Source organism: Roseofilum capinflatum BLCC-M114 (genome assembly GCF_030068505.1).
Classification (GTDB): domain Bacteria; phylum Cyanobacteriota; class Cyanobacteriia; order Cyanobacteriales; family Desertifilaceae; genus Roseofilum; species Roseofilum capinflatum.
On the sequence record NZ_JAQOSO010000003.1, the window covers coordinates 50,593 to 76,462 of the forward strand.

25 protein-coding genes are annotated in these 25,870 nt (G+C 44.0%); 22 read left to right on the forward strand and 3 right to left on the reverse strand.

Annotation, left to right across the window (positions count from 1 at the left end; genetic code table 11):
* Window positions 1-34 precede the first annotated feature (34 nt).
* The 3 genes from PMG25_RS01030 to PMG25_RS01040 form a co-directional block, all read right to left on the reverse strand.
* Window positions 35-1,444 carry a bifunctional orotidine-5'-phosphate decarboxylase/orotate phosphoribosyltransferase gene (locus PMG25_RS01030; RefSeq protein WP_347178708.1) on the reverse strand — a complete coding sequence of 470 codons (1,410 nt, stop codon included), beginning with the start codon at window positions 1,442-1,444 and terminating at the stop codon, window positions 35-37.
* Window positions 1,444-2,628: a hypothetical protein gene (locus PMG25_RS01035; RefSeq protein WP_283765056.1), complete on the reverse strand. Its 1,185-nt coding sequence runs from the start codon at window positions 2,626-2,628 to the stop codon at window positions 1,444-1,446. The genes PMG25_RS01030 and PMG25_RS01035 overlap by 1 nt, the downstream gene beginning before the upstream one ends.
* Window positions 2,629-2,810: 182 nt before the next feature.
* Window positions 2,811-3,110: a hypothetical protein gene (locus PMG25_RS01040; RefSeq protein ID WP_283765057.1), complete on the reverse strand. Its 300-nt coding sequence runs from the start codon at window positions 3,108-3,110 to the stop codon at window positions 2,811-2,813.
* Between the two features lie 455 nt (window positions 3,111-3,565).
* On the opposite strand from PMG25_RS01040, the gene PMG25_RS01045 reads away from it, so the two are divergent.
* The 22 genes from PMG25_RS01045 to PMG25_RS01150 all read left to right on the forward strand — a co-directional run bounded on the left by PMG25_RS01045 (window position 3,566) and on the right by PMG25_RS01150 (window position 25,658).
* A complete protein-coding gene (locus PMG25_RS01045) occupies window positions 3,566-4,924 on the forward strand; it encodes a hypothetical protein (RefSeq protein WP_283765058.1) in 1,359 nt (452 codons plus the stop codon).
* Window positions 4,925-4,938: 14 nt separating this feature from the next.
* Window positions 4,939-5,670 (forward strand): PspA/IM30 family protein, encoded by a 732-nt coding sequence (locus PMG25_RS01050; protein WP_283765059.1) that lies wholly within the window; start codon window positions 4,939-4,941, stop codon window positions 5,668-5,670.
* A gap of 140 nt (window positions 5,671-5,810) precedes the next feature.
* A complete protein-coding gene (locus PMG25_RS01055) occupies window positions 5,811-6,572 on the forward strand; it encodes a PspA/IM30 family protein (RefSeq protein WP_283765060.1) in 762 nt (253 codons plus the stop codon).
* An 82-nt stretch (window positions 6,573-6,654) separates the two neighbouring features.
* Entirely contained in the window at window positions 6,655-7,176 is a 522-nt protein-coding gene (gene fraC / locus PMG25_RS01060; RefSeq protein ID WP_283765061.1) for a filament integrity protein FraC, read from the forward strand.
* Window positions 7,177-7,183: 7 nt separating this feature from the next.
* Window positions 7,184-7,738 (forward strand): DUF5357 family protein, encoded by a 555-nt coding sequence (locus PMG25_RS01065; RefSeq protein ID WP_283765062.1) that lies wholly within the window; start codon window positions 7,184-7,186, stop codon window positions 7,736-7,738.
* 30 nt (window positions 7,739-7,768) lie between these two features.
* The gene (locus tag PMG25_RS01070) at window positions 7,769-8,551 is read left to right on the forward strand and encodes an ABC transporter permease (protein WP_283765063.1); all 783 of its coding nucleotides are present in this window, start codon (window positions 7,769-7,771) and stop codon (window positions 8,549-8,551) included.
* A gap of 125 nt (window positions 8,552-8,676) precedes the next feature.
* On the forward strand, window positions 8,677-9,363 hold the full coding sequence (locus PMG25_RS01075) for a hypothetical protein (RefSeq protein WP_283765064.1): 687 nt from the start codon (window positions 8,677-8,679) through the stop codon (window positions 9,361-9,363).
* 112 nt (window positions 9,364-9,475) lie between these two features.
* The gene (locus PMG25_RS01080) at window positions 9,476-10,045 is read left to right on the forward strand and encodes a Uma2 family endonuclease (protein ID WP_283765065.1); all 570 of its coding nucleotides are present in this window, start codon (window positions 9,476-9,478) and stop codon (window positions 10,043-10,045) included.
* Between the two features lie 74 nt (window positions 10,046-10,119).
* On the forward strand, window positions 10,120-10,704 hold the full coding sequence (locus PMG25_RS01085; protein WP_283765066.1) for a Uma2 family endonuclease: 585 nt from the start codon (window positions 10,120-10,122) through the stop codon (window positions 10,702-10,704).
* A gap of 65 nt (window positions 10,705-10,769) precedes the next feature.
* Window positions 10,770-11,975 carry a glycosyltransferase family 4 protein gene (locus PMG25_RS01090; RefSeq protein ID WP_283765067.1) on the forward strand — a complete coding sequence of 402 codons (1,206 nt, stop codon included), beginning with the start codon at window positions 10,770-10,772 and terminating at the stop codon, window positions 11,973-11,975.
* A gap of 159 nt (window positions 11,976-12,134) precedes the next feature.
* A complete protein-coding gene (locus PMG25_RS01095) occupies window positions 12,135-13,346 on the forward strand; it encodes a glycosyltransferase family 4 protein (protein WP_283765068.1) in 1,212 nt (403 codons plus the stop codon).
* Between the two features lie 5 nt (window positions 13,347-13,351).
* A complete protein-coding gene (locus tag PMG25_RS01100) occupies window positions 13,352-15,532 on the forward strand; it encodes a GumC family protein (RefSeq protein ID WP_283765069.1) in 2,181 nt (726 codons plus the stop codon).
* Window positions 15,525-16,946: an O-antigen ligase family protein gene (locus PMG25_RS01105; protein ID WP_283765070.1), complete on the forward strand. Its 1,422-nt coding sequence runs from the start codon at window positions 15,525-15,527 to the stop codon at window positions 16,944-16,946. The genes PMG25_RS01100 and PMG25_RS01105 overlap by 8 nt, the downstream gene beginning before the upstream one ends.
* Window positions 16,939-17,901 (forward strand): glycosyltransferase family 2 protein, encoded by a 963-nt coding sequence (locus PMG25_RS01110; RefSeq protein WP_283765071.1) that lies wholly within the window; start codon window positions 16,939-16,941, stop codon window positions 17,899-17,901. Before PMG25_RS01105 ends, PMG25_RS01110 begins: the two co-directional genes overlap by 8 nt.
* Before the next feature lie 30 nt (window positions 17,902-17,931).
* On the forward strand, window positions 17,932-19,200 hold the full coding sequence (locus tag PMG25_RS01115; RefSeq protein WP_283765072.1) for a lipopolysaccharide biosynthesis protein: 1,269 nt from the start codon (window positions 17,932-17,934) through the stop codon (window positions 19,198-19,200).
* 82 nt (window positions 19,201-19,282) lie between these two features.
* Window positions 19,283-20,275: a glycosyltransferase family 2 protein gene (locus tag PMG25_RS01120; RefSeq protein ID WP_283765073.1), complete on the forward strand. Its 993-nt coding sequence runs from the start codon at window positions 19,283-19,285 to the stop codon at window positions 20,273-20,275.
* A gap of 93 nt (window positions 20,276-20,368) precedes the next feature.
* A complete protein-coding gene (locus PMG25_RS01125; protein ID WP_283765074.1) occupies window positions 20,369-20,911 on the forward strand; it encodes a hypothetical protein in 543 nt (180 codons plus the stop codon).
* 50 nt (window positions 20,912-20,961) lie between these two features.
* Window positions 20,962-22,014, forward strand: a complete 1,053-nt coding sequence (locus PMG25_RS01130) for an aldo/keto reductase (protein WP_283765075.1) — start codon at window positions 20,962-20,964, stop codon at window positions 22,012-22,014.
* Between the two features lie 33 nt (window positions 22,015-22,047).
* On the forward strand, window positions 22,048-22,965 hold the full coding sequence (locus PMG25_RS01135; RefSeq protein ID WP_283765076.1) for a glycosyltransferase family 2 protein: 918 nt from the start codon (window positions 22,048-22,050) through the stop codon (window positions 22,963-22,965).
* An 86-nt stretch (window positions 22,966-23,051) separates the two neighbouring features.
* Entirely contained in the window at window positions 23,052-23,639 is a 588-nt protein-coding gene (locus PMG25_RS01140; protein ID WP_283765077.1) for a hypothetical protein, read from the forward strand.
* Between the two features lie 213 nt (window positions 23,640-23,852).
* On the forward strand, window positions 23,853-24,560 hold the full coding sequence (locus PMG25_RS01145) for a hypothetical protein (RefSeq protein ID WP_283765078.1): 708 nt from the start codon (window positions 23,853-23,855) through the stop codon (window positions 24,558-24,560).
* Between the two features lie 30 nt (window positions 24,561-24,590).
* Window positions 24,591-25,658 (forward strand): hypothetical protein, encoded by a 1,068-nt coding sequence (locus PMG25_RS01150; RefSeq protein WP_283765079.1) that lies wholly within the window; start codon window positions 24,591-24,593, stop codon window positions 25,656-25,658.
* The last annotated feature ends 212 nt before the right edge of the window (window positions 25,659-25,870 follow it).

Genomic DNA, 25,870 nt, shown 5'->3' on the forward strand with positions numbered 1-25,870 from the left:
AATTCCCCATTCCCCATTCCCCATTCCCTATTCCCTATTCCCTTATCAAGGATTCATACTGATCCCCTGTAATTCGTCCCCCTTCTTTCAGGGTTTGGGCAATTTCCGATAAGGTTAAGACGGAATGGCCACAATAACCCTGTTCTTTCAGTTTCTCTTTCACTCCCCGCTCATGATCGATAAACACCACAATATCTTCGACTTCTAAACCCACTGATTGGAGTTTCGCCGCTCCTTCCATGGCACTGCGTCCGGTAATTAGGATATCCTCAATCACCACCACTTTTTCACCGGGTTCAAAGTGACCTTCGACTAACCGTTTTGCCCCATAATTTTTTACTTCTTTACGGGGATAAATCATCGGATGTTCTAGGCGCAAGGCTAATCCGGTAGCAGTAGGTAAGGCTCCGTAGGGAATTCCGGCAATGCGGTCAAACTCTAAGGTGTTCAAAATATCCCCATAAGCGCTGACAATTTGATGGAAAATTTGCGGTAAGGAAATGATTTTTCTCAGGTCAATGTAGTAGGGAAACACTTGACCGGAGGCTTGCACATGATCGCCAAAGGTAATGCAGCCAATATCATAGAGTTGCAGGATTAAATCTCGATAGGGGGTTGAGTCCAAGAAACAGACATCAGGAACCCATAGCTCGCAGGTGGGACTCCCTTCGAGTTTTTGTTGTCGTTCTTGATTGATACGATCGCGTAAATCGGCGATCGCCCTTCTGGGGTTGTCTTCTGCAAAACTTTCTGGAGGAATCGGCAGCAATAAGCCATCCCCACTCCCATTCAAACCCGCATCTAAAATTTCTGTAACTTCCGGGAATATACTATCATAATCGGTCAATAAAATCAACCGTTCTGGAGCCGCTAAACGAACTTGTGCCAACACATCCGGCATCACTTCCCCTAGGGATAGGGCGACTTGATCGGGTGTGCCCCAACTTTGGGCGGCTTCGACGAGATGGAGATAGAGAGGAGTATTGCTATGGGGATAATCTTGGAGAACGGAGCCGGAGGGATTGCCGGTATAACAAAGAACAAAGACTAGGCGATCGCTATACATCAAAAACGGAGCCACTTGGTCTAAACCTGCATAGGGCAGTACCGTACAGCCATCCATTTGCCAGGTTTCAAACACCAACCGAGCGAACCCGGTACTCGTCTCTAAATCGCTATATTGGGCATCGAGAATAATCGGAATTGAAGCCGGAATCGATCGCCGGATGGATTGCAGCAACGTTATCCCCGCAGCGCCTAAAATTTGATAAGCGCCTAGATTCAAAGTATAGGCACACACAAGATCCTGGGTGTGGACAATTTTCTGCTGTAAATCCCGTTCTAAATCCTCAGTTTCCAACCCCTCTAAATCCGGATCGAGATTCCCGTAGAGCAAACTCTCCGTTTTGGCAATCGCCCCTTCATACTTATGCCAAAAATTCATCATTCCTGCTGCTCCCGTTGCTCCAGAAACCTCACATCCTCAATTTGACGGGCGATCTCCACCCGTTGCCGTTCCCCTTCAGGAGACAACAGATAAATCCCACTGCCATTGCTATAAGCCACTGTACCATCAGCCGCCAAATCATAAGCCAAAACACTCGTCGCCAGCACCTCCGGCACTCCCTGGGTTCCTTGGCGCACCAACTCCCAACTGGAGGGAACCAAAGGCGGTGCATCCCCATCTTCGGCATGTTCATTGGGGAGGTTATCCAACGTTAACCAATCTCCCCAAATCCGCATCCGTTTCGGTTCGACCTTTTGTTGCGTTCCCGCAGCGATCAAAGGCTTGCCTGTAAAACTCTGGCTAAAGAAGTTAAAAAACTGGAAAATGGCATAGGCCAAACGCACAGGAATTAAAAGAATATCCTTCAAAAACTGCCAGATATTAAACGAACGGTGAAACGAACGATAGGGACGGCGAATATAATACAGTAGACCATCAGAACCGATTTGAGGGCCCAAAAAATCAGACTTGGGATCTTCTGCGAGGGTACTTAGCTCCTGTTGATTAAAATCCAACTTTTCGATGGAAAAGGGAGCGCGATCGATCACAAACCCTTCACTATTGCGACTAACTCCAGCCGATTGATAAACCAAAGCCTTTTGATTCGGTATCCAGCGCGGTGCTAAATCAATAGAATCCCCTTCGGTAATATCATTGGGGCGCACACTGTTGGGCGAAAGGGTAGCAATATTGGTAATCCCGGTGGGATAAGTTTTGGTGCAGGCAATTAAATCCTGGTCGGCAGTATAATCTAAATGGCTAATCTGGAAATCCGCATTGTGAAAGAGCCGATCTTCGCGATCGCCCTTGGGATCGAACCGAAATAAAGCCCCCATCTCCCCCGCTTCTAGGGCATAAAATAACTTTCCCTCTCCCGAATTACACAGACTACTAATGGCAATCGGAATCACCGCTTCCGCCTGTTGTTCCAACTGAGCCATGGCTTGGGGAGACATCATCATCGAACGAATTCCCCGATCTTTCCACGCATTCCGGCGCTGAACTTGCAAGCGCTGGCGTTGAATCGATTGGCCAAATTCACTCTTTATTTCCCGAAATTGATTCTCAGCCTCTTGAAGATAAAGTTTACCTTGGGCAAGATAGGCAATAGGTCGAGACATGATACGCGATCCAGAAGATAGTGCGATCGATCTAATCTATTTTATCCGATTGGGGCAATACAGCGCTGTCCCCTAGGGAAATCACCCCCTAGAGTGATCTAGGGGGTGTAAAAAAGGTTTTCGGTTTTTCTTAAACTTTTTATCTTAAAAACGAGTTAATCTTATCGGTTGTTTCTTTATGCCTAAGCTAAGGCTAGGCCTTGATCTAAATCATCTTCGACCACACTCAAGTTAGGTCGTGACTCTTTGAGGGCAACCGGTTCTAAGGACTTAGAATCAGCTTCAATCATAGTTAAGGGTTGATACTGCCACAATTCTGAACCTTCCCAAGAAGGAGCAAAGGCAGGCATAGCTAAGGGACAAGCTTTCCATCCACCGCGTACAGGAACGCCAAGCTGTTGGCAGTTGCCCCCTCGCCGACCTTCGGGAGTAAAGTGGCGGCAATACCGACAGGCGGACGTTTGACAATTCGAGTTGTTCATGGGGAATCCTCAATCAGAGGCAGGCATAGGCTTCACTTCTATTTTCAGTTATCTTTTCTAGAAAATGAAAAGAGCTTCATACTTTTTTTATGTTTCCTTTAAATTTGGACATGAATTCCCCGTTTTCACTATCATCCTGTTCACAGATAAGGGAGGATTTCCGGGATAAACCCCTTGGGGATCAAGGAGACCGGCCAAGTTTGCCCCCTGATTAATCTCGATCGCTACCTGTATCCTCTGCCTGAGAAAACTACTGAATAACACACCCTTAACCTCTTCATACAAGCGATCGCCAAAAAGTAGTCAGGGCTACAAGAAATGAAGATAAAGAGGGCTGTAATTTAAATCTTTGTGAATAAAATAAAATAGTCTCCCTATCATTACGCATCAAAATAAGATACAATCAACCCTCAAATAAGCAGATTCACCCAATAGCTAGAGGCGAGACTTTGGCGATGAGTAACCGTTTTCCGGCAAAACCAACCACCCAACCCCATCAGACCTATGCCATCTCCTTACCCCTGCAAGCGGCTCTAACCAGTCTCAATGTCAGCCTAGAGGAAGAATTAACCCGTTATCGGCGACATCGACAGGGATATGCTCCAACCCTGAAAAGCTATGCTCTAAGGCCAAGCACTTCGGGAAATCAAGGTAAACCCTTAGACTTAGTTTCTGTCCCTCCAGAGCGTCCCCAACCGACTTCACCGCCAGCCACGCCAGCAGCTCCCAGCCCCAAATCCGTCGATCCAGAGCTAGAGACTGCCCTTTCGACCTCTTTCGCTGACCAAAATCTAGCCGAACCCGACACCGGATTTGAACCCGATAGCCCCCCAGACGATTACCTAGAATCCTCCGAAGAACTGCTCAGAAGTTTGGCAGAGGAAGAAGAGGAAGAGGAAACCCCCCTCACACAGCCAGCCTTTAACCCCTGGCTCTCTCCCCTGGGTATCGGCTTGACCCTGCTATTAATTCTCCTGTGCATTACCTTTGGGGTCATCTTCCTCAATCCTTCTCTCATTCGCCATTTGCTTCCCAACAGTCCCTCACAACAACCGATTCCCACCCCTGCCGAACCCTCCCCAACTCCAGGGAATCCTTCCGAGGTTTCCCAATCTCCCCACCGTCCCACCTCAGAATTCGATCGCTTAACTCTAGAGCGTCTCAGTATTCTGGAACCGAAGCAACCCGTCCAACCTTCCCCCATGGCTTCCCCTGTGGTAGACCGCACCCCCCTCCCCCCGACCCCTGCGGAAGAAGAGCGCCCATCAGGGCTGAATATGCGAGTGTTGAGCTTACCGGTCTTTTCTACTCAACCCCAACCGTCCGCACCTGAGAGTGCCCCAGTAGAAGAAGCTGCCGCTCCTTTACCCCCTCCTCCAACTCCTAAAACAGTTCCTACGGAAACTGTCCCCCTTAACCCTCCGGAACTGCCCCAGTTACAAGGAGCCGCTCCCATTGTGCCCCCAGAGGCTCCTTCTTTTTCTGAACCTGTACCGCCTCAAAGCTATATCCAGGGCTTTGCGGGGTCGATTCCGATTCCTGTTGATATGCCTCCAGAGCAGGAATGGATGCCAGAACCGGTAGCCACTGTGCCAGAATCGGGAAATCCGAACTCTTATTATGTGGTGGCTAACTATGAGGACGGTCAGACGATGGCGAAAATTCAATCCTTGATTCCCGATGCCTATTTACGCAATTTTGAGGATGGAATTTATGTGCAGTTGGCCGTATTTGAGTATTTGGGTATGGCCGAAGCGTTGGTAGAGGAACTGAAGATTGAGGGAATTTCTGCCAAAATTTATGATTATGAGTAAATCGAGATGGGATTATGAGTGTTGTCGATCGCCTAATTCGTGCCGTCCGTGCCCATGTTAATGACTGGATCGCCCAACGGCAAGACCCGGAAAAACTCCTAGAGACGGCTATCTTAGAGTTGCAAGATGAGCTGGTGCGTCTGCGACAATCAGTGGCTCAGGCGATCGCCGTGCAAAAACGTACAGAGCGACAATATCATCAAGCCCAAGTGAGCGCCGAAGATTGGCACAAACGGGCCCAACTTGCCCTAGAAAAAGGGGATGAAACTCTAGCCAGAGAAGCTCTCACCTGCCGCAAACCTTACCTAGAAACGGCTCGACTGTTCCAGGAACACTTGCAACAGCAAGGGGCTGTGGTGGATCGTCTGAAGCAGGATTTACACGCCCTAGAGGGCAAAATAGCGGAAGCTAAAGCCAAAAAAGACCTCTATATTGCCCGCGCCCGTGCGGCCAAAACCTCCGAACAGTTGCACCAAGTCATGCATCAATTGAATCCCAAGGGCACAGGAGCAGCTTTAGAGCGCATGGAGAATAAGGTGCAACAACTCGAAGCCCAAGCGGAACTGGCTCAATGGGGAAGCGATCGTGTGGAACATCAGTTCCAGGCTTTAGAATCGGCCCAAGAGAGTTCAGTCGAGGAGGAACTGAGTGCGATTAAAACTCAACTGGAAAGCCAAGGCCCCAGAAGTCAATCGGAGTACGACCAGGAGTTAGAGGAACTGCGATCGCGACTGAATGAACTGTGAGTCATGAGTAATGAGTCATGAGTAGGGAGTAGAGATGGCCATCCCCCTATCTCCCCATTCCCCACTCCCCACTTCCTATTGCCTTTGACACTCAACTATAATTTGTATATAGACCCTGATAGGAAAGCAGAATTAGAACTATGGGATTATTCGACCGGATCAGCCGAGTTCTGAGAGCTAATGTAAACGATCTCGTTAGCAAAGCAGAAGACCCGGAGAAGATACTAGAGCAGTCTATTATTGATATGCAGGAAGATCTAGTACAACTCCGGCAAGCGGTAGCCAGTGCGATCGCCAGCCAAAAGAAAAGCCAGCAACAATTTAACACTGCCCAAAATGAAGCCAACAAATGGCAACAACGGGCCCAACTGGCTCTACAGAAGGGCGACGAGAATCTGGCACGGGAAGCTTTGCAGCGCAAAAAAGCCCAGGCTGATAATGCCAATACCATTAAAGTTTCTTTAGATCAACAAACCGCCCAGGTGGATACCCTGAAGAAAAACTTAATGCAGCTAGAGAGCAAGATTTCTGAGGCGAAAACCAAGAAAGATATGCTCAAAGCACGGCTGAGTGCCGCCAAAGCCCAAGAAAACTTGCAAAATACGGTCTCGAATATGGGAACCAGCAGTTCCCTAGCTGCGTTTGACCGAATGGAAGAAAAAGTGCTGCAAATGGAAGCCAGAAGCCAGGCAGCCTATGAAATTGGCGGAACCGGGGTTGAAGAACAGTTTGCGGCTTTAGAAGGAAGCGATGTGGATGATGAACTCGCTGCCATGAAAGCCCAGTTAAGCGGTGCATCCCCGAATCAAGGCGCTCTTCCTGAAGGGAGTAGTTCCAGTAGCTCGACTCCACCCGTCGATGATGAACTCGAACAACTCCGCCGGGAACTCGATAAGAGCTAGAATAACGGCAGGTAGACGATCGTGATGGGCAATTAATTCGGTTAATTGCCCCCGGTTCAAGTTTGATGATGTGATGGAGGCGATGGTGGTTATCCTTCCCCTACGGGCGATCGCCCTACAGATGTTATTCTTATGGGTGGCGATCGCCATTGAATCCTATCTGCTTCACACTCAACTTCAACTCCAGCGCCGTTTTAGTATTTTTTACGCCGCGACACTCAATTTACTTGCTAATCTGATTGGTTGGTTCTTATTCTTTAATCTAGAAATCCTACTCCCCCATGGAATTAGCAAAAGTTTAATTCATTTACTCCTCTTTAGCCACTGGGATCAATCCAGCTTATCCTGGACGCTACTCGCCATTATTAGTGCCTTTCTGATTGGCTGGTTTGTCAAACGACAAGGAATCGCTATTTTACGAACCATTCGCAAAATTTGGGTAGAAAAAAAACATGGAGAAGGAGGGTTTAACACAGCCGCCAGTGAAGCCTTCATCGAAAAAGCCATTTCTCGAACCATATTTAATGCCCACTTAATCAGTAATAGCGCAATTTTAGTCATTATTTTAATTCAATTTATTAAATTTCAGATCAATTTTCCTTGATCGGTCTATGAAAGGTTTAATCCAACTCTTTACCACTCTCTTTTCCCGACCTCCTACCCTCTGGCAAATCCTGTTTATGACCAGTTTTGGGTTTTGGGCGATCGCGGCTATAAACCCCAATGATCAACAACAAGAACTCTTAGCCCTATGCGGATTTCTTTGTTTAATCTATGCCCTATGGACGATTCTGAACCAATATTCCTTGCGCTATTTCTGGATTGACTTAAAACCTATCATTGTTTGGTTTGTCTTTTGTGTAATCGTCAGTATCAAACTGAATCGATTTTCACAAAAAGTATTGTGGGTGAGTTATCCTGAAGTCGTTGCTATAACACAGATTGTACCTGACTTATTGAGCAACCCCTTACAGAAAAACAGATTGCAATTACAAAAAAATATTATTATTTTACTTTGTGGTTTACTCATCAGTTGCTGGATTTACTCATACTTTATGATTGATGAATGGGTGATTGAAAATTCTGAATTAGTAGACCAGAACATGGAAGAGAGCCTATTCGTGATAAAATTTAGTCTAGATAATCTCCGATTACTATCGGATTGACGCTGATTCTTAATTCCTTTAGATAAACTCATGAATTTGGATCGACTCAGGGTAATTGCCAATAATGTATTTGCCGAAACCATCCGCGATCGCATTCTCTATGTCCTCGGATTGTTCGCGATCGTTGTAGTCTTCATGATTCCCTTGATTCGTGAAGTTGCCTCTACAGTCGAAGATAAAATCCTCCTGGATGTAGGATTAGGCTTAATGGAAATTCTAGGAGTAGCCATAACCGTTTTTATCAGCACGGGATTAATCAATAAAGAAATTGATCAGCGCACCATCTATTTACTGATTGCAAAACCCCTGAATACCTCTGAACTGATTGTGGGTAAATTCTTAGGAGTTACGGCAGTTTTAACCGTCTTAGTCGTGGGAATGATGGGCATTTACCTAGGTATTTTAAGCCTGAATCAAACCACCTATCCGTCTTTAACTGCCCTGATAATTTCCGCTCTGTTCCTGATTCTGAAGCTCTCCTTAATTACAGCCGCAGCAATTTTATTAGGAGTCTTTACCCGTTCCTTAGTGGCTCTGTTCCTCACCTTTGGTATTTATTTCATGGGCAACTTAAGCGCCGATATGGTGAAGCTCAATGCCTTAGTCGAAAATCCCATGTTTTCCCGCCTCAGCCAAGTTTTATTTATCATTGTCCCCGATCTATCGCGCTTAGATGTGAAAAACTTAGCGGTGTATGGGATGAACTCTTTACCCGATGCGTTGACGCTGACGATTAATGCAGGATATGGAATAGTCTACACCATGGCATTGTTAGCCTTAGCAACCATTATTTTGGCCCAACGAGAATTTTGATTCATAATTAATTAGAATTTGTAGGAGTAGTTTAAGCCGATTTATACATAGGTTTTTAAGATTTCGGAGTCCCTCACTACTATTCTGTTTCATCGCTATTCAAAATAACCATAAAGGGTAAAACAATGAATATTTCCCACCTCAAGAAAACCCTAGGAGTCTTTATCGTCCTCTATCTGCCCATCTTGGCAATTCTGGTGTTCATTAAAGTTCAAGATCAAGTCCCCATCTATTATCTCACTCTTGATCCCCTTGCTGTGTGTCATGAACAATTCAAGTTATATAATGAAAACTTGTATTTTTATGCAGGAACTTTATCCAATATTGGAGTTCTGTTCTGGTGCGCTGCAACCACGGTCTGCTGGTTCTCTTTTGCAGTTTTACTTGAATTGAGAGCAAAACAGAAATTGCAAGTTTTTTTTCTAGCTTCAGGTGCAGTAACTGCTGTGCTGTTATTGGATGACTTATTTATTCTCCACACCCTGGGATTCCCCTTCCATCTAGGGATTCCACAAAAAATAGTTTTTTTGATTTACTCATGTATCCTGATCGCGTACTTAACCAGCTTTTATAGACTAATTGCATCGACAGAAAAAAAATCATTTGTTTTTGCGTTCATCTTTTTTGTCTTATCTATTCTGTTCGATCGGCAAGTTATTCCTGTCCCCGATCATTGGTTGGATAATGGCAACAACTTGTTACTGGAAGATGGATTTAAAATACTCGGAATTGTAAGCTGGTTTTACTACTTTTTTCAATTGGGAATTACAGAAATTAAAACCCTTTATTTAGAGCGTCAAAAGGTAATGTAAACTCAAATCCTGGATAGGGATTAGATCCCGATATGCTAACCTAAAAGGTAGGGTGGGCATTGCCCACCTTACCAATAGAATGATAAAAGGTTTGGCAAAATAGGGTATCCTCATGAAACTTTCTACAGCATTTATTTCTGTACTCGACTATCTTGAAGGGGAAAAAATCAGCCCCATTCGTCATGAATATATTGGCGGGCAAATATTCGCCATGTCTGGGGGGAGCGAAGAACATAATCGTATTGCTGGTAATATCTATACTCGTTTACTGATTCATTTACGAGGGAGTGGTTGTAAAACTTTCATGTCTGATATGAAAGTGAATATGCCCATTGCTCGCGATACGGCGGATCTGTTTTATTATCCCGATGTTATGGTGACTTGCGAGCCTGAAGATCGGGAAAAATATTATAAAACTTCTCCTTGTTTAATTGTGGAGGTGCTTTCCTCTTCGACTGAAAGTTTAGATCGGCGAGAAAAACGGTTAAATTATCAAAGTTTGCCCAGTTTGCAGGAATATGTTCTGGTGTCTCAAACCGAAATGAAGGTGGAAGTGTATCGACGGAAGACGGACGGAAATTGGTCGCTGGAAATGTTGGAGATAGATGATAGTTTAGAGTTGAATTCAGTTGATTTAACCTTGACAATGGCGGACATTTATGATGAGGTTTTGACCGAGTGAGATATGGACGAGTAGGGGGGCAATGCCACCTTACCAATAGAATGATAAAAGGTCTAGCAAAATAGGGTATCCTCATGAAACTTTCTACAGCATTTATTTCTGTACTCGACTATCTTGAAGGGGAAAAAATCAGCCCCATTCGTCATGAATATATTGGCGGGCAAATATTCGCCATGTCTGGGGGGAGCGAAGAACATAATCGTATTGCTGGTAATATCTATACTCGTTTACTGATTCATTTACGAGGGAGTGGTTGTAAAACTTTCATGTCTGATATGAAAGTGAATATGCCCATTGCTCGCGATACGGCGGATCTGTTTTATTATCCCGATGTTATGGTGACTTGCGAGCCTGAAGATCGGGAAAAATATTATAAAACTTCTCCTTGTTTAATTGTGGAGGTGCTTTCCTCTTCGACTGAAAGTTTAGATCGGCGAGAAAAACGGTTAAATTATCAAAGTTTGCCCAGTTTGCAGGAATATGTTCTGGTGTCTCAAACCGAAATGAAGGTGGAAGTGTATCGACGGAAGACGGACGGAAATTGGTCGCTGGAAATGTTGGAGATAGATGATAGTTTAGAGTTGAATTCAGTTGATTTAACCTTGACAATGGCGGACATTTATGATGAGGTTTTGATGCAGGGAAAGATCGGTGGGTAAGGTGGGCATTGCCCACCCTACGAATTGGGATTATTATGATTTGGAAGGACTATGAGTATCAGAATATGAACAACAAACTAACGGTAACTATTTTTTATCAATTTAATCCCTGGAAAAGTAGTATTGGTGGAATTCAAAGTGTGATCTGTAATTTTATTAAATATGCGCCTCCAGAGTTTGAAGTGCGGTTGGTGGGGACAGGAGAAGATGCCGGTGCGTTGGGGAAATGGCAGGATAGAGAATTTGCTGGACGAGCGTTGCAGTTTATGCCGGTTATTCCCCTGGAAGAGGATAATGTCAGGCGCTGGATTCCCACGACCTTAAAATATACGCAAGCGCTGATGGGAAAGGATTTTAGTTCTGATTTTATGCACTTCCATCGGATTGAGCCAACGTTAGTTGCGGGGAAATGGCAGGGGGAGAAAGCTTTATTTATTCATAATGATATTCAACAACAAATGAAGTCTACAACTGGGAAGAAGGCTTTATTGTGGCAATATTTCCCTGGGGCCTATTTTGTACTGGAAAATCGGTTGATGCAAGGGTTGGATCGGCTTTATTCTTGTAATACGGAATCTACGAATTTTTACCAAGAACGCTATCCTGATTTATCGTCTAGGGTGCAGGGGATAAGAAATCCAGTGGATCTGGAGCGTTTTTATCCTCTGGAAGTTGCAGAAAAAAAGGAAAAGAGAAAAGATCTGGCAGAGAAGATGAATCTTTCGCCAGATACCCGTTTTATCTTGTTTGCGGGTCGTCTTCATCCTCAAAAAGATCCTTTGTTACTTGTTCAAACTGTAGGAATACTTAAAGAAGCTAATATCCACCTATTGGTTGCTGGGGAAGGAGAATTAAGACCCGAACTAGAGTCTGAAATTAAACGGTTAGATCTGTCCACAAAAATTACCCTTTTAGGGGCTGTACCTCAAGAACAGTTGGTTAAATACCATCAATTAAGTTCTGCATGTATTTTAACCAGTGTCTATGAAGGATTACCAATTGTGGTTTTAGAGGCGCTTTCTTGTGGAATTCCTGTGGTTAGTACGGCTTGTGGAGAAACGCCGAGAATTTTAATTCCTGGAAGTGGTGAAGTTTCTGCTACTCGATCGCCGGAGGCGATCGCTGAAGCATTAAGAATGATTCTCAAAGATCCAGATCAGTATTCTCCCTTAAAGTGCGTGCAAGCAGTACAACTCTATGATGCGGAAATTGTTGTTAATCGTGTTTATGAAGAAATGAAACAACGATGGATAACAAGTAAGAAAGTGTGACAAAACGATTGATTTTTGAGAAAAAATGTTTTATTGTCGAAATGATTCAGATAAATCTGGACTCAACTTAATCAAGCGAACCTATCATTTGATCGTTAATGTATCTATAGGAAAAATCAGTATTTATGCACATAATCATGTTTGTTTAGGGACTAAATAATGAGGATTGCAGTCATCGGTGCAAAGGGACTACCCGCAAAACAGGGGGGCATAGAGCATTATTGCCAAGAACTCTACCCAAGAATGGTGTCAGAAGGGCATCGCGTAGATTTATTTGCTCGGTCAAGCTATACAGAGGCTCCTTGGTTTTCATCGACGAAAGTGAAGGGGGTAAATGTGATTTCTTTGCCCTCGATCGCTCTTCGGGGAGTCGATGCGGTCTTTAATTCGGCATTGGGGGCGATCGCCACGTTCTTACGTCCCTACGATTTAGTTCATATCCATGCCCTGGGGCCGGCTTTGTTCTGTTGGTTACCAAAACTGATGGGGTCAACTACAGTCATCGTCACTTGTCATGGTTTAGATTGGCAGCGATCGAAATGGGGAGCCTTCTCTAGCCGATTAATTCATCTCGGAGAAAAGATGGCTGTATGCTACGCTGATGAAATCACCGTGGTTTCTCAAGCTCTGCAAGACTATTTCAAAGCTACCTATGGGATTATTACTCCCTATATTCCCAATGCCCCAGCCACCTATTTAGCATCCGATCCTCACAGTACCTATCTAACCTCCCTGAAATTAGATACCCATAGATATATTCTGTTTCTAGGGCGGTTGGTTCCAGAAAAGCGCCCCGATCTGCTAATTAAAGCATACTTATCTCTCCAACATCCCCCCTGGAGATTAGTGATTGCAGGCGGAGGGTGTCATACCGCAGAATATACTCAGCATCTAGAGAAACTGGCGGGTCATAATCCCAATATTGTGTTTACGGGTGAAGTGAGGGGACAACAATTAGCGGATTTGGTAAGGGGGGCGAGTTTATTTGTGCTGCCCTCGGATCTAGAAGGGTTACCTCTGGTGATGCTCGAAGCGATGCAAGAAGGGATTCCTGTTCTGGCCAGTGATATTGAAGCTCATGAACAGCTTGTGGGTGGAAACGAGGAGCGGGGACTCTTGTTTCCAGTAGGAGACATTCAGGAGTGTGCCCAGAAATTAGAATACGCCATATCCCATCCCGAACAGATCCAGAACGTTGCTAAAATTGCCCAAACGTACATCAAAACCCATTACAATTGGCAAAATATTACTTATGAAAAACTGAAGCTCTATAACAGAGTGGTCACTAGTCGGCCAATGGTTGAGAGCTTTCAACAAAGGTTATGGCAACGGAATCCCTTGAAAATTCCTCGCAGAATTGACCCCAAATAACAGATATGGAACGCACTTTACCCTCTCTACATTCAGTTTGGCATCGGCGAGGTTGGGTCGCAATCCTGGCCTTGGCTTCGACCATTGCGGGGGGAGTGGTTTATCTACTGCTGACAGCTCCCAAATATGAAGTCAAGGCCCAATTAATTCTCAATGACCGACAGCTTGGGATATCGGAGTTAAGTCGAGGTTTGAGTGAAGTATCGAGCTATCGAGCGGGGGAATCAAGTCCGTTAGCTACGCAATCAGAGTTAATCAAGTCCCAACGAGTGATTCAACAAGCGATCGCTCGCGTGAACTTGGATACCCTCGATCCTCTGGGAGTCCCTCCGACATTAAAACAAGTGCGTAAATACTTAAATGTAGCGATTATTCCAGCAACGAATATTCTAGAGCTGAGTTATCAGAATGAATCGGAAGCCTTAGCGGTAGAAGTGCTAAATTCTATTGCCCAAACCATGGTAGATGAAAGTGCCAGGGAAATTCGCCTAGAAGCTAAGGCTGTACGAGAATTTCTGGAGCAGGAAGTGCCCAGACAAAGGCAAATTACAGAAGCGGCTGAAAGAGCCGAAAATGACTACCGTAGGGTGAGTGGCTTGGTCAATGTGGAAGAACAAACGGCTCAGTTAGTAGGAAGTTTAGGGGATTTGGAAGCGCAGGAGAGGACGCTGGTTGCTGAGTATCAAGAGAGAATTACTCAAGTGGAACAACTGCGCCAACTGACGGGAATTGATAATCCGAAAAATGCTTATATTGGCAGTCGGGTGGGTGGAGACCAAGAGATAGAAGAGATTAGAAACCAATTAGCAGGAGTGGAGGGGGAATTAGCTGCTGCGCGATCGCGCTTTACCGATGAAAATCCGATTGTCCAGTCTTTAGCTGCCCAGCGCCAGGCTCTGGTTGAACTCTATCAACAGAAACTTGCTGAAGTGGTTCCTCCGGGTGAAACTTTGCCCCGTGAAGCGATTACTTCTGATGAACTGAGTGAGAATTTAATTGCTGACTTGATTACCGCTCAGTCCCAAAGTGTGGCACTGGCAGACCGAATTAGAGCCTTGCGTGGAGAACGGCAAAATTTATTAGCTCGTCTGGATGAGTTGCCCCTAAAACAACAACCTCTAATGGCTTTAGTGCGCCAACGAGAAGAGGCAGAGGAAACATTGAGATTTCTGCAAGGGAAGCTCGAAGAAGCCAGGTTAGCAGAAAACCAACTGTTAGGCAATATTCGGATTATTGAACTGGCAGAAGAGGGCAGTGGAGACGAAACACCGAGCGCCAAGGTAATTTTGGTTTTAGCCACAGCATTTGGACTGATGCTGGCGGTAGGTTTAGTGGTGCTGTTGGAAATTATTGATAATACGCTCCATGATGATGGGGAAATTGAAGAGTTGCTGAAGTTGCCCCTGCTGGGTGTATTGCCGAACTTGACGGCTCCGGTGCTGAAGTTAACGCCTCCTGAAGCTTTTCTGGATAATGGCCGGTTTGTGGAACCCTATCGTTTATTGTTGAAAACTTTGGAGTTTCGTAGTGCAGACCCCCTGAAAAGGGTGGTGATTAGCAGCGCGATCGCCTCGGAAGGCAAATCAACGATCGCCGCCCATTTAGCCGCCGTCTCCGCTCTCCTAGGTCGCCGTACTCTGATTATCGATGCTGATCTGCGGTGTCCTCGACAACACCGGATCTGGCAACGGGAGGCACAACCGGGTCTGACAGAATGCTTAAATGGCGATCGCCCCTTATCCCAATCCGTACAAGCCACAGAAATCGACAATCTACACCTATTACCTTGTGGAGAACTCACCCCTCACCCCTCCAAGCTCCTAGAGTCTGCCAGGCTACACACTTTACTCGCAGAAGCCGCCCAAACCTACGATTTGGTCATTATCGATACGCCCCCCATCAGCAGTTCTGGCGATGCCCATACCCTCAGTCGCGATAGCAATGGTTTGTTGCTCATTACTCGCCCCAATGTCACCCCCAAAGATATCCTTATCCGAGCCGTATCCGACTTGAAAAGTAACGGCGTAAAGGTGATGGGAGTCGCTGTCAATGGCATGACGGCTTATACAAGAGCCTATTATCGGTATCCCGTGCAGGGAAAATTGCCCGCAGTGAAATCCTCCCTTCGGCTGCGCTCAGGGCAAGTACAACCGGCCAAGAAAGGTCAAGGAGGCGATCGTGGCTGATTTGAAAGTAAGTAAAATTACTTCCCTGGGACTCCTATCTCTCGCGACCCTGTTTATGGGTTTAATCGCCGGTTTGCTGGTTGGACTCAAGCCAAAACTCTTAGCCATGGCTTTCATTGCCGGCATGAGTGTCCTCTGTTTCTTCACCTACTTTGAAACCACCGTCATTGGCTTACTCATTATCCGAACTTCTCTAGATATCTTTTCCGACTTCAGTCTCCCGGCTGCCTTTGGTCTGGGAATCATTCTCCTTACCCTCCTCTATGTCCTGGTGCAACTGCTCACCCATCAACCGGTTAAAACGGATGGGTTATGGTGGTTTCTCGCCCTCTGGTTAGGCTTCCAAGCCCTCTGGGTCATCTTGCTGCCCCTTGGAGGATTAGGCTTAGATGGCTCTTATCTATCCTCCGCCTTACGGGAATGGATACGCCTGTTTGCCTGGCTGATGGTTTATCTGTTAGTCATGCAACTCAAAGGACGAGTACCTCCTCAGCAGATCATGACGCTGCTCTTTTGGGGACTTGTTATTCCCTTGGCTTTAGCCTCCCTGCAACTGGCGATCCCTTCCGCCCTCCCAGAGCGGTTTCTCTATCAAGGGGGGGGAGCCTTTGAAACGGGAACGCGAATTAACGGCAGTCTGGGGCATCCGAATACCTTTACCAGCTTTCTCTATCTGTTTATTGGTTTATCCTACTGGAAACAACGCCATGCTCAGTTTCGGACTCGTTGGTTGTGGGTACTGGGGGCTGTGGTGATGTTCTTTGTGGCCACTAAAGCGCTATTTGGTTTGATGATGCTGACAGTTTTTCTATTCTGCATTCTCGTGCCACGGATGAATGCTGTCAATGTGTTGGGGGCGATCGCACTCCTAACCCTAGTTCTCGGACTATTCGCCAGCACCGAATTTGGCCAAGAACGCTTAAGTTCCATTGCCGAAACCCCGCTCTTAAACCCCAATATGGACATTTGGAAAGCCATCCTCCTCTCCCAAGGCGATGGTAACAGCTTCAACTGGCGACTCTCTCAATGGCATTATTTACTCACCCAATGGCAAAATCATCCCTGGCTCGGTTTTGGACTCGGCATGGGAAAATATGTCAGCACCAACGGCTTAGAACCCCACAATGACTATGTTCGCGCCCTAGTCGAAGGCGGAATCATTGGATTTACCAGTTTTATCGCCTTTATTGGCGCTCAAGCTATCCGCTTACTTCAGCTCATCCGCACAGCACCTCCCAAAAGCGAACAACAAGATTTAGCATTCACTCTACTCGCCCTCCTCGCTGGCTTATCCGTAGGAATGATTACTGAAAATATCTGGACTCATACCACCTATTTCTTCTACTGGTTTACCGTCTTAGCTGTAGCGGGTTGGGATTGGGGCACGCAAACTCAGGAGGAAAATTATGCCTAAAATTTCGGTAGTTATTCCCGCTTATAATGCCATGGCTTATCTTCCCGAAACCCTGGAAAACCTTCTGCAACAAACTTGGCAAGATTTTGAAGTCATTGTCGTCAATGATGGCAGTTCCGATGATACCCCTCAATGGGTCGCTGAAGTCAGAGATCCTAGGGTTAAGTTAGTTTCCCAAGAAAATCAAGGTTTAGCTGGAGCAAGAAATACAGGAATTGCCCACGCTCAGGGGGAATACATTGCCTTTCTAGATGCTGACGATCTCTGGGAAAAAACTAAATTAGAAAAACAGCTCCAGAGTTTAGAACAAAATCCTAACGTTGGACTGGTTTATACTTGGGTGCTGCTGATTGATGCTCAAGGAAAAAAAACAGGGCGAGTGTTTAAAAGTGAGGCACAAGGGAAGGTTTGGCAAACTTTAATTGAAGAGAATATTGTTGGGTGCGGGAGTGTGGCGATGGTGCGCCGAGAATGTTTTGAAACTTGTGGCCTGTTTGATAGAAATTTAAAGTCATTTGTGGAAGATTGGGATATGTGGCTTCGTATTGCCTCTCACTACCAATTTTCGGTTGTTCCTGAACCTTTAGTTTACTATCGGCAACATGCCAATAGTGCTTCTCGGAATTGGAGTGCCATGGAAGAGAGTTATAAAATTGTCATTGAAAAAGCGTTTGATTCAGCTCCTCTGGAAGTGCAAGATATGAAGAATAAGAGTTATGGTCGCGCTTACTTGTGCTTGGCTTGGAAGCCTTTACAAAGTGCAGAAAAAGATTATCAGACAGCAGCTAAGTTTCGTGAAATTGCCATAACTTACTATCCCCAGTTAATCTGGACTAAGGAATATTGGCGTTTGAGTTTGGCGATCGTTTTGATGCGATCCCTTGGCCCCGATCGATATCAAACGTTTTTACAATGGGTTTATAGCTTACGTCGGCAGATCTTTGTTCTGAAATAATTAACTGAGTCAATTCAATTATACAAACGAATGGTAGGAAAACTCTTAAACCTCGATCGCTGGAAAAAGTTGCTCTCCAATCGGTTTCTACGCAATGCTGGATGGTTGGGACTGGCAGAACTGGCTAACCGTATTTTCCGCTTAGGGACAACCGTGACTTTGGCACGAATGTTTAGTCAAGAAGACTATGGGTTAATGGCGATCGTTTATACCGTTTTTGAGTTTGCTAATGTACTGACCCTCCGAAATGGATTAGGGGCAAAAATTATTCAAGCTGACGAAGCAGATCTTGAAGATATCTGTAATACTTCATACTGGATTAACTGGATACTCTGTATTTCAATAACCCTCTTACAATGTGGTCTGGCTTTTCCAATTGCCCATCTCTACGGCAGTCCAGAGTTGGTCTTACCCCTTTGTGCCCTATCTTCCATGTATTTATTATTTCCTTTCTTCATGGTTCAAGGGGCGTTGATCGATCGCGAAAATCGATTAAAAATTCGTGCTTTTTGTTACGCAGGACAATCGCTAATTAGTAATATAGTGACCATTACCCTTGCCTTATTCGGCTTTGGCGTGTGGGCGATCGTTTTATCCCTGGTCTTATCCACTCCCATCTGGATTCTAATCACTTGGAAAAATCACCCTTGGAGACCTCGAAAATCTATTACATTTGCCAAATGGAAAACTGTAATTAACTATGGGCGTAATATGCTCGGAATTGATCTCTTGATCAGAGTCAAAAATAATTTGGATTACTTAATTGTGGGGAAAATTTTAGGATTAGATGCTCTAGGGATTTATTTCTTCGCTTTTAATGCTGGATCAGGAATTACCATGAATGTAGTGAATGCCCTAATGTCAGCTTTATTTCCTCATTTGTGTGCCGTTCGAGATCAACTCCAACTCCTGAAACAAGAATATTTTGATAGCCTGAAGAAAGTGGCCAAAATTCTAATTCCGTTAGTATTGCTACAAACCATACTTGCTCCTTTCTATGTTCCCATTATCTTTGGCTCTAAGTGGTCGGAAGCTATTCCTATTTTAATGATTATTTGTCTTTCAGTTATTCCTAGAGCCTATAAATGGGCCTCTGCGTCTTTAATGAATACTGTGGATAAAACTCATATTTCGTTGCAACTCGACCTACTTTACACCCTAGTATTTGCTGTAGTGCTTTGGACAGTAACTCCCTATGGAATTCTGTCGGTCGCAGTCAGCGTTCTTATTCTGCATATACTCATGTCATCTTTTGTCAATTGGATTTCAATACGCCTGGTCTTTGCAAAGATTTTGTAAAGATTGTAGAAATAGCAAAAAAATATGCTATCTTTAGGATTAATAAATGAGTGTGAACTGTCTAATATATTGAGGAAAAGCGATGTCTAACCCCCAAGTTACTATTGTTGTTGTTCCTAGAGAGCGTTTTAGTTACACTCAAAAATCTCTGGAAAGCATTTATCAAAATACTCATTTCCCCTTTAATTTGGTTTATGTAGATGGCAACTCACCTTCTCCCTACAAAACCTATCTTGAACAGCAAGCACGAGAGAAGCAATTTAAGCTGATCAGGACTGACCATTTTTTAGCTCCTAATCAAGCGCGTAACTTGGGATTGGCTGAAGTTAAAACCAAGTATCTCGTCTTTATTGATAATGATGTCTTAGTTAAGCCAGGCTGGTTAGAAAACTTAGTTAATACGGCTGAAAATACGGGTGCTTGGCTGGTTGGCCCCCTCACCTTGATCGGAGATGATTTTAAGACCATTCATATAGCCGGTGGAACCATTGAACTAAGGGAAAAAAATGGTAAACGCTCGATGATCCAAAAGCGTCCTTTCATGACTCGCCCACTGGCAGAATTTGAGTCTCAGATTAAACCAGGGGCAACGGAACTCCTGGAATTTCATTGCATGTTAACTCGCCGTGAAGTTTTCGATAGTTTTGGCCCCTTAGATGAACAATTCATGAATATGTGTGAAGAGGATGACCTCTGTATGGAAGTTGCCAATGCGGGTCATCTGATTTATTTGGAACCGAGTGCTGTGGTTTCATACGTTGCTCCCTCTCCTTCTGAATTTGCATGGTCTGATTTACCCTTTTTCTTTATTCGCTGGAGCGATAGCTGGTGCAAGATTAGTGTGGAGCATTGTCGTGAAAAATGGAATCTTGCAGATGATGCAGTTTTTCCCAAACATACTGAGAAATTTGTGCGAGATCATCGCTTTTTGGTTATTCCCAGACCCAAGAAGTTAGCGGGTTACTTCCTCTATGGCTTGAAGAGAGTTATGCTGTTAGGCTTATTGAAGCCTATCATGGATTGGAGGGCGTTACAGCTCCCTAGAAACCCAGGGCAAAACCTCTATTCAACTTAAGCTTGCTACGGGATCGAGAGAAAGGAGTGACTTGGAATTCAATAGCTCTTCAAGTCAACTCCTTGAGTTTCAATCAAAAACTAGAAGTTTAATATGCCTCTAATTCGTCATCTAGTAACCCATATTGCATCCTATTTTCAGGCTCGCAGTCTGAGAAAGCAGTATCAATACCACCAGTTGGATAGAGAAGAAACAAGACGAGATATTGTTCACTTCTCTATCACGGAAAATAGTGGATTACAAGTCTATTGGAAAAGTCTCAAAGCGGGAGTTAGTGTAGCTGTTATATTTTGTACTTTTGAGTATGAGGCTCTTCGATTTGATTGTTTTCTTTCAGGAAAAGGGCATTTTCATCTTCAACTGATGGAGTGTCAAGATAAATGCAAGGAGCATCTATTGATGGCTGAATCCATTGTTGAAGAACAAATTGATCGAGCAATATTTGAGTTGGAAAATAATTTATATTATTACCTACAGCGTCACCCCGATCGCCGAGTGCGGGTATTGAAGGTGGAGCGATCGCAATTGAAAGCAGCAACACAAAGCGCCAGAGCTAAAATGCTGCAAGATTTACAGACCATTAAAACAGATGGCATTAAGAGTAATCCTATACAAATAGCGAACTCAGACTCTTAGGTAAAAAAGCAGAAATTGAGTCAGGCTGTGAGAAAGAGAAATAGAGTGTAATGATAAAAAGATACATTAAGCGATATCTAGAGGCGATCGCCGACTTCACTGACACCAGTCAACCCCCCCAGCGCAGTCCAGAACTCCTGACCCAGATCGACCAAACCACCATGGAATATACCACCTTGGGTCGAACTGGACTGAAAGTCAGCGTTATGGGTTTAGGCAGTGGTGGATATAGCCAAATGGGTCAAAAAACCGGTAAAACTAAAAAAGAATCCGTAGAATTAGTGCGTACAGCACTCGATTTTGGCATTAATTTCTTCGACACTGCTGAAGCCTACAACACAGAGCATATCATTGGTAAAGCCATTCAACCCATCGAGCGCGAACAAGTCATCCTATCAACCAAAAAAACTCTCATCGATAAAGGTCGCCTAATCACGAGCAAAGAGCTGGTGAAAGGTATTGATCGTAGTCTGTATAATCTTCGTTCTGACTATATTGATATTTATAATCTTCATGGTGTAAAACCCGATCAATATAACTATATCTTGACCGAGCTTGTACCCGTTTTATTCAAGATGCGTGATGCGGGTAAAATCCGGTTTATTGGCATTACCGAAGCCTTTATTGACGATCCTAGTCATCAAATGTTACAGCGTGCGGTTCAAGACAATTGTTGGGATACCATTATGTTAGGATTCAATATCCTCAATCAATCTGCACGACACCAAGTTTTACCTCAAGCGATTGACAAAAAAATTGGGGTACTGGCAATGTTTGCAGTTCGTCGTGCCTTAAGCAATCAAGAAAATCTTAAACAAGCCATACTCCGATTAAAAAACATGGGATATTCTGAGCTAGAAGATCTAGATCGAGACAACCCTCTAGGTTTTCTTTTTCATGAACAAGGTGCTAAAAACATTACTGATGCAGCGTATCGCTTTTCCCGCCATCAACCTGGAATTGACTTAGTGCTATTTGGAACAGGAAACGTCGAGCATTTATCCGCTAACATCACGTCATTATTAAGTCCTCCATTACCAAGTTCAGATACACTCAAGCTGAACCAAATATTTACAAAAGTAGATGACTTTACAGGAAATTAACAAATATAATAGCAATCTTAGCTCTATTGGCTTATGCCTAAAATTTCAATTATTATTCCAACCTATAATGCAGAGAGAACGATCGCTTCCACCCTGAAATCGGTCTTAAATCAAACCTTTTCTGATATTGAAATCATTATTATCAATGACGGCTCCACCGATAACACCCTTCAAGCCATTGAGACTTGTCAAGATCCAAGGATTCGGGTACTATCCTACGATAATGCTGGAGTTGCTATGGCCCGGAACCGAGGAATATCCAACGCTACAGGAGAGTATATTGCCTTTATTGATGCAGACGATCGCTGGACGACTGACAAGCTAGAACTCCAGCTTCAAGCATTGCAAGAACACCCAGAAGCCGGAGTAGCTTATAGTTGGACAATTGATTTTATAGACACTCAAGAAGATCGACAATTACCGGGTAAACCGGTTTACTTTTCAGGAAATGTTTATCCTCAACTCTTAACCTCTAATTTTCTCCTTCATGGTTCTAATCCTTTAGTCACCCGTCAGGCAATTGATTCAGTCGGAGAATTCGATCCCAACTGCACCCCTTCAGAAGATTGGGACTATTATATTCGGTTAGCCGCTCAATTCCCCTTTATAGTCGTACCTAAGCACCAAATTTTTTACCGTCAGTCCACTACCTCTAGTTCATCCAATATCCCTAAAATGGAAAAAGCTGGTATTTATACCATAGAAAAAGCCTATAATGCAGCGCCTTTTCAGTACCAACATCGGAAAAAACAAAGTCTTGCACTTTTTTTTCAATACTGCGCTCAACGCTATATTCAATGTAGTCATAATCGCCAGGACATCCAACCTGCCCTAAATAAATTATTGCAATCTTTATTCTTATACCCTCCCAGTCTAGGCACAGAGTATTTTCAACGTCTTTCTCTAGGATTTATGAAACGCTGGATATTCAAACATTTCCCTCAAGCTTAAGATAACTACCGTATTTAACCCCAATTATGATTTTTTCTAACCTCAAGAAAACTCTAGGAGTCTTAGTTTTTTTATACCTTCCCATTTTGGCAATTCTGATTTTGATTAAAATTCAAGATAGAGTGCCAATTTATTATCTGACCCTCGATCCAATTGCTGTAGGAAATAACCCATTTTATACAGGAGCATTATCTAATATTGGTATTCTCTTCTGGTGCGCTGCAACTACTGTCTGCTGGTTCTGTTTTGCTCTTCTGATCGAACTGAAAGAAAAAAAGAGGTTGCAGTTGTTTTTTCTGGCTTCAGGCGCACTGACTGCTTTACTCTTATTTGATGATTTATTTGTTCTTCATTCTATTGGGTTTCCCCAATATCTGAAAATTCCAGAAGAAAGTATTGTATTTATCTATTTATTGATCATCCTAGGATATTTATCTGTATTTCGCCAAGTTATTTTATCTACAGACCCTATTTCATTTATTTTTGCCTTGATCTTCTTTGGTCTATCTATTCTTTTTGATAAGGAAGTTCTACCTATCCCCGATTACTGGTTGGATAATGGGAACAATTTATTGCTAGAGGATGGGTTTAAAATATTGGGTATTGTGAGCTGGTTTTATTACTTTGTTCAATTGGGAATTACGGAAATAAAAAAAGTTTATTTAAATCGCTAAAAATTACCAGTACCAGGGGCGATCGCAGATACAGCGCAAAGCGCTGTATGTAACAAAAAATAAAGATTTTTCTGAGCAACCAAGTTTAATGATACATTAAGAGAAGATTAAAAAATGATGATTCTAATAATGGGCATCTCTATTCATTGCCGTTTAAACGGCGAGGATAGGTTCTGATCGCCTTCAGGAATTTGAATAAATAGAGGTGCCCTAATGTATTCACAGAAAGAGTCAGATCCCAAGCTCCATAGCTTTATCTCTAACATTGCCAAGAGAAAAACAATAATTTTTGTCTTTGTCATGGTTCTGTTAACTCTATTAATTCTTAAGTGGCAAAATTGGATTCATCCGGGTTATCTAACCCGAGACCCGTCAGCAATCTTAGAAGCTCCATTTTATATCGGGATAATTTCCAATATAGGGATCTTGATGTGGTGTGCTTCAACTTCAATTTGCTTCTTTACTTTTGCGATTACTCGCAAGCATTCGACTGCGATGATGTCGTCTTTTCTCTTGGGTTCTGGAGCCATCAACTGCTTACTCCTCTTCGATGATTTTTTCTTACTTCATGAAGAGGTCTTCCCTGGCTATTTATATAACTATTTATATACAAGCGAAAAGAGAGTTGTGGCAATTTATCTAATGTTCGGGCTATGGTATGCTTGGAAAAACAGAAAAATAATTCTTAAGACTCGTTTTTTATTGTTGATTATCGCTATTTCGTGTTTTTTATTATCCGTTGTATGCGACCAAGCAACATCTTATTTTCCAGAGGCTTGGGTAAAAGATGGTACGAAAATCATAATTGAAGATGGATTTAAGTTTCTAGGAATTGTTAGTTTTATTTATTACTATATTAATTTTTGTTTTGATTATATCAATCAAGTATTTGGTCACAAAGGAGAGGGTAGAATAAATTGACGATCAAATCGAGTTCGACCCCCTAGAACAATGTACAGAACGCGATCGCTCTGGATATCGATCCTCATTTTTACCCTAATCATCGCTTGCAACACCTCTTCCTCCTCTGTTCCCCAACTCCGCGATAAGCATCATCAACCGTTTTCGAGCGAGAGTATCTGGAACATGCCCATTGGTTCCGATGCCCAATACACTCCAGCAGGTTTGGGCCAAGCTCAATGGGTTTCTCCTGAAATTAACTATTACATTGTTACCCAACAGAGCGATCCTCAAGTGCCGTGGTATTTTCCTCAACATTGGGGGGTGGGGCGATGTGAGTTGGGGGGCAGACAACTGGGTACGATTCATGTGCCAGCAGACTTAATTGTTCCCGATGCCACAGAAAACGAAACGCCCAATAATGCGGCTGCTTTCCTCGCTCCCGATGGAGAAACCTTAATTCAACTCAATCCTTTAACTCGCTGCGAACCAGGTGGGCCCGTTTTTGGCTATCCCACCCCCAGAGAAGAAAGTATCTATGGCATGGGAATTACGGGAGGTCAAGGGGGTTCTGGATTATCGAGTATTGGGGGGGCGATTCGCTCAGGGGAGTTGTTGCCTTCTGCGCCTCCCATTCCCCATGTTCTAAAATTATTGGTCTATGCCCATCAATATCTCTATCGTGAACCTCCGGGATATCGATGGCCGGCTGTTCGTTCTGATGCTTATGCCTACAATGATGATTCTTCTATTAGATATGGTGGCTCCAATCCCAAGTTAGTGATGGGCGCTCTCTTAGCCATTCCTCCAGAGATGAATGAAGAGGATTTAGGGCTGCAAACCCTGCCGGGAAAAAAGCTATTTCACGCCCTACAGGACTATGGCGGGTATATCGTTGATGATACGGCTTGGGATAATTATGCGATCGCCATCGAAAACAGAGCCGAAACCGAATTTAAGTCTGTTTATGGTTATTCCTTTGGTAAAAATTCTGGGCCCTTTTATGAGGATATCAATCAACTCTTTCGAGCTTTATCCATCGTGGAGAATAATACCCCTGAAACCCTGGGAGGAGGAGGAACACCCCGCCAACCCCTAGCTCCTCCCATTGGGAATTAATATCAAGTCCGATTAAACAGTTGTCATTGCGACCGCAGGGAAGCATTCGCGCTTCACGTTTCACGCAAGCTTCGCTTTCATGTCCGCGAAGCGGAAACGCAATGACAAATCATCGTAGGGTGGGCAGGAGGAGGGAGCGACATCATTCAAATTCGACAAACAGACCCTGCCCACCTTACCCGGTACTTTGATGATTACCCGGACTTGATATG

Excerpts from the sequence above, each read along its gene's own strand:
- PMG25_RS01030 (WP_347178708.1), bottom strand. The coding sequence starts at position 1,444 with ATGAATTTTTGGCATAAGTATGAAGGGGCGATTGCCAAAACGGAGAGT.
- PMG25_RS01035 (WP_283765056.1), bottom strand. The coding sequence starts at position 2,628 with ATGTCTCGACCTATTGCCTATCTTGCCCAAGGTAAACTTTATCTTCAA.
- PMG25_RS01040 (WP_283765057.1), bottom strand. The coding sequence starts at position 3,110 with ATGAACAACTCGAATTGTCAAACGTCCGCCTGTCGGTATTGCCGCCAC.
- PMG25_RS01045 (WP_283765058.1), top strand. The coding sequence starts at position 3,566 with ATGAGTAACCGTTTTCCGGCAAAACCAACCACCCAACCCCATCAGACC.
- PMG25_RS01050 (WP_283765059.1), top strand. The coding sequence starts at position 4,939 with ATGAGTGTTGTCGATCGCCTAATTCGTGCCGTCCGTGCCCATGTTAAT.
- PMG25_RS01055 (WP_283765060.1), top strand. The coding sequence starts at position 5,811 with ATGGGATTATTCGACCGGATCAGCCGAGTTCTGAGAGCTAATGTAAAC.
- fraC (WP_283765061.1), top strand. The coding sequence starts at position 6,655 with ATGGTGGTTATCCTTCCCCTACGGGCGATCGCCCTACAGATGTTATTC.
- PMG25_RS01065 (WP_283765062.1), top strand. The coding sequence starts at position 7,184 with ATGAAAGGTTTAATCCAACTCTTTACCACTCTCTTTTCCCGACCTCCT.
- PMG25_RS01070 (WP_283765063.1), top strand. The coding sequence starts at position 7,769 with ATGAATTTGGATCGACTCAGGGTAATTGCCAATAATGTATTTGCCGAA.
- PMG25_RS01075 (WP_283765064.1), top strand. The coding sequence starts at position 8,677 with ATGAATATTTCCCACCTCAAGAAAACCCTAGGAGTCTTTATCGTCCTC.
- PMG25_RS01080 (WP_283765065.1), top strand. The coding sequence starts at position 9,476 with ATGAAACTTTCTACAGCATTTATTTCTGTACTCGACTATCTTGAAGGG.
- PMG25_RS01085 (WP_283765066.1), top strand. The coding sequence starts at position 10,120 with ATGAAACTTTCTACAGCATTTATTTCTGTACTCGACTATCTTGAAGGG.
- PMG25_RS01090 (WP_283765067.1), top strand. The coding sequence starts at position 10,770 with ATGAACAACAAACTAACGGTAACTATTTTTTATCAATTTAATCCCTGG.
- PMG25_RS01095 (WP_283765068.1), top strand. The coding sequence starts at position 12,135 with ATGAGGATTGCAGTCATCGGTGCAAAGGGACTACCCGCAAAACAGGGG.
- PMG25_RS01100 (WP_283765069.1), top strand. The coding sequence starts at position 13,352 with ATGGAACGCACTTTACCCTCTCTACATTCAGTTTGGCATCGGCGAGGT.
- PMG25_RS01110 (WP_283765071.1), top strand. The coding sequence starts at position 16,939 with ATGCCTAAAATTTCGGTAGTTATTCCCGCTTATAATGCCATGGCTTAT.
- PMG25_RS01115 (WP_283765072.1), top strand. The coding sequence starts at position 17,932 with ATGGTAGGAAAACTCTTAAACCTCGATCGCTGGAAAAAGTTGCTCTCC.
- PMG25_RS01120 (WP_283765073.1), top strand. The coding sequence starts at position 19,283 with ATGTCTAACCCCCAAGTTACTATTGTTGTTGTTCCTAGAGAGCGTTTT.
- PMG25_RS01125 (WP_283765074.1), top strand. The coding sequence starts at position 20,369 with ATGCCTCTAATTCGTCATCTAGTAACCCATATTGCATCCTATTTTCAG.
- PMG25_RS01130 (WP_283765075.1), top strand. The coding sequence starts at position 20,962 with ATGATAAAAAGATACATTAAGCGATATCTAGAGGCGATCGCCGACTTC.
- PMG25_RS01135 (WP_283765076.1), top strand. The coding sequence starts at position 22,048 with ATGCCTAAAATTTCAATTATTATTCCAACCTATAATGCAGAGAGAACG.
- PMG25_RS01145 (WP_283765078.1), top strand. The coding sequence starts at position 23,853 with ATGTATTCACAGAAAGAGTCAGATCCCAAGCTCCATAGCTTTATCTCT.
- PMG25_RS01150 (WP_283765079.1), top strand. The coding sequence starts at position 24,591 with ATGTACAGAACGCGATCGCTCTGGATATCGATCCTCATTTTTACCCTA.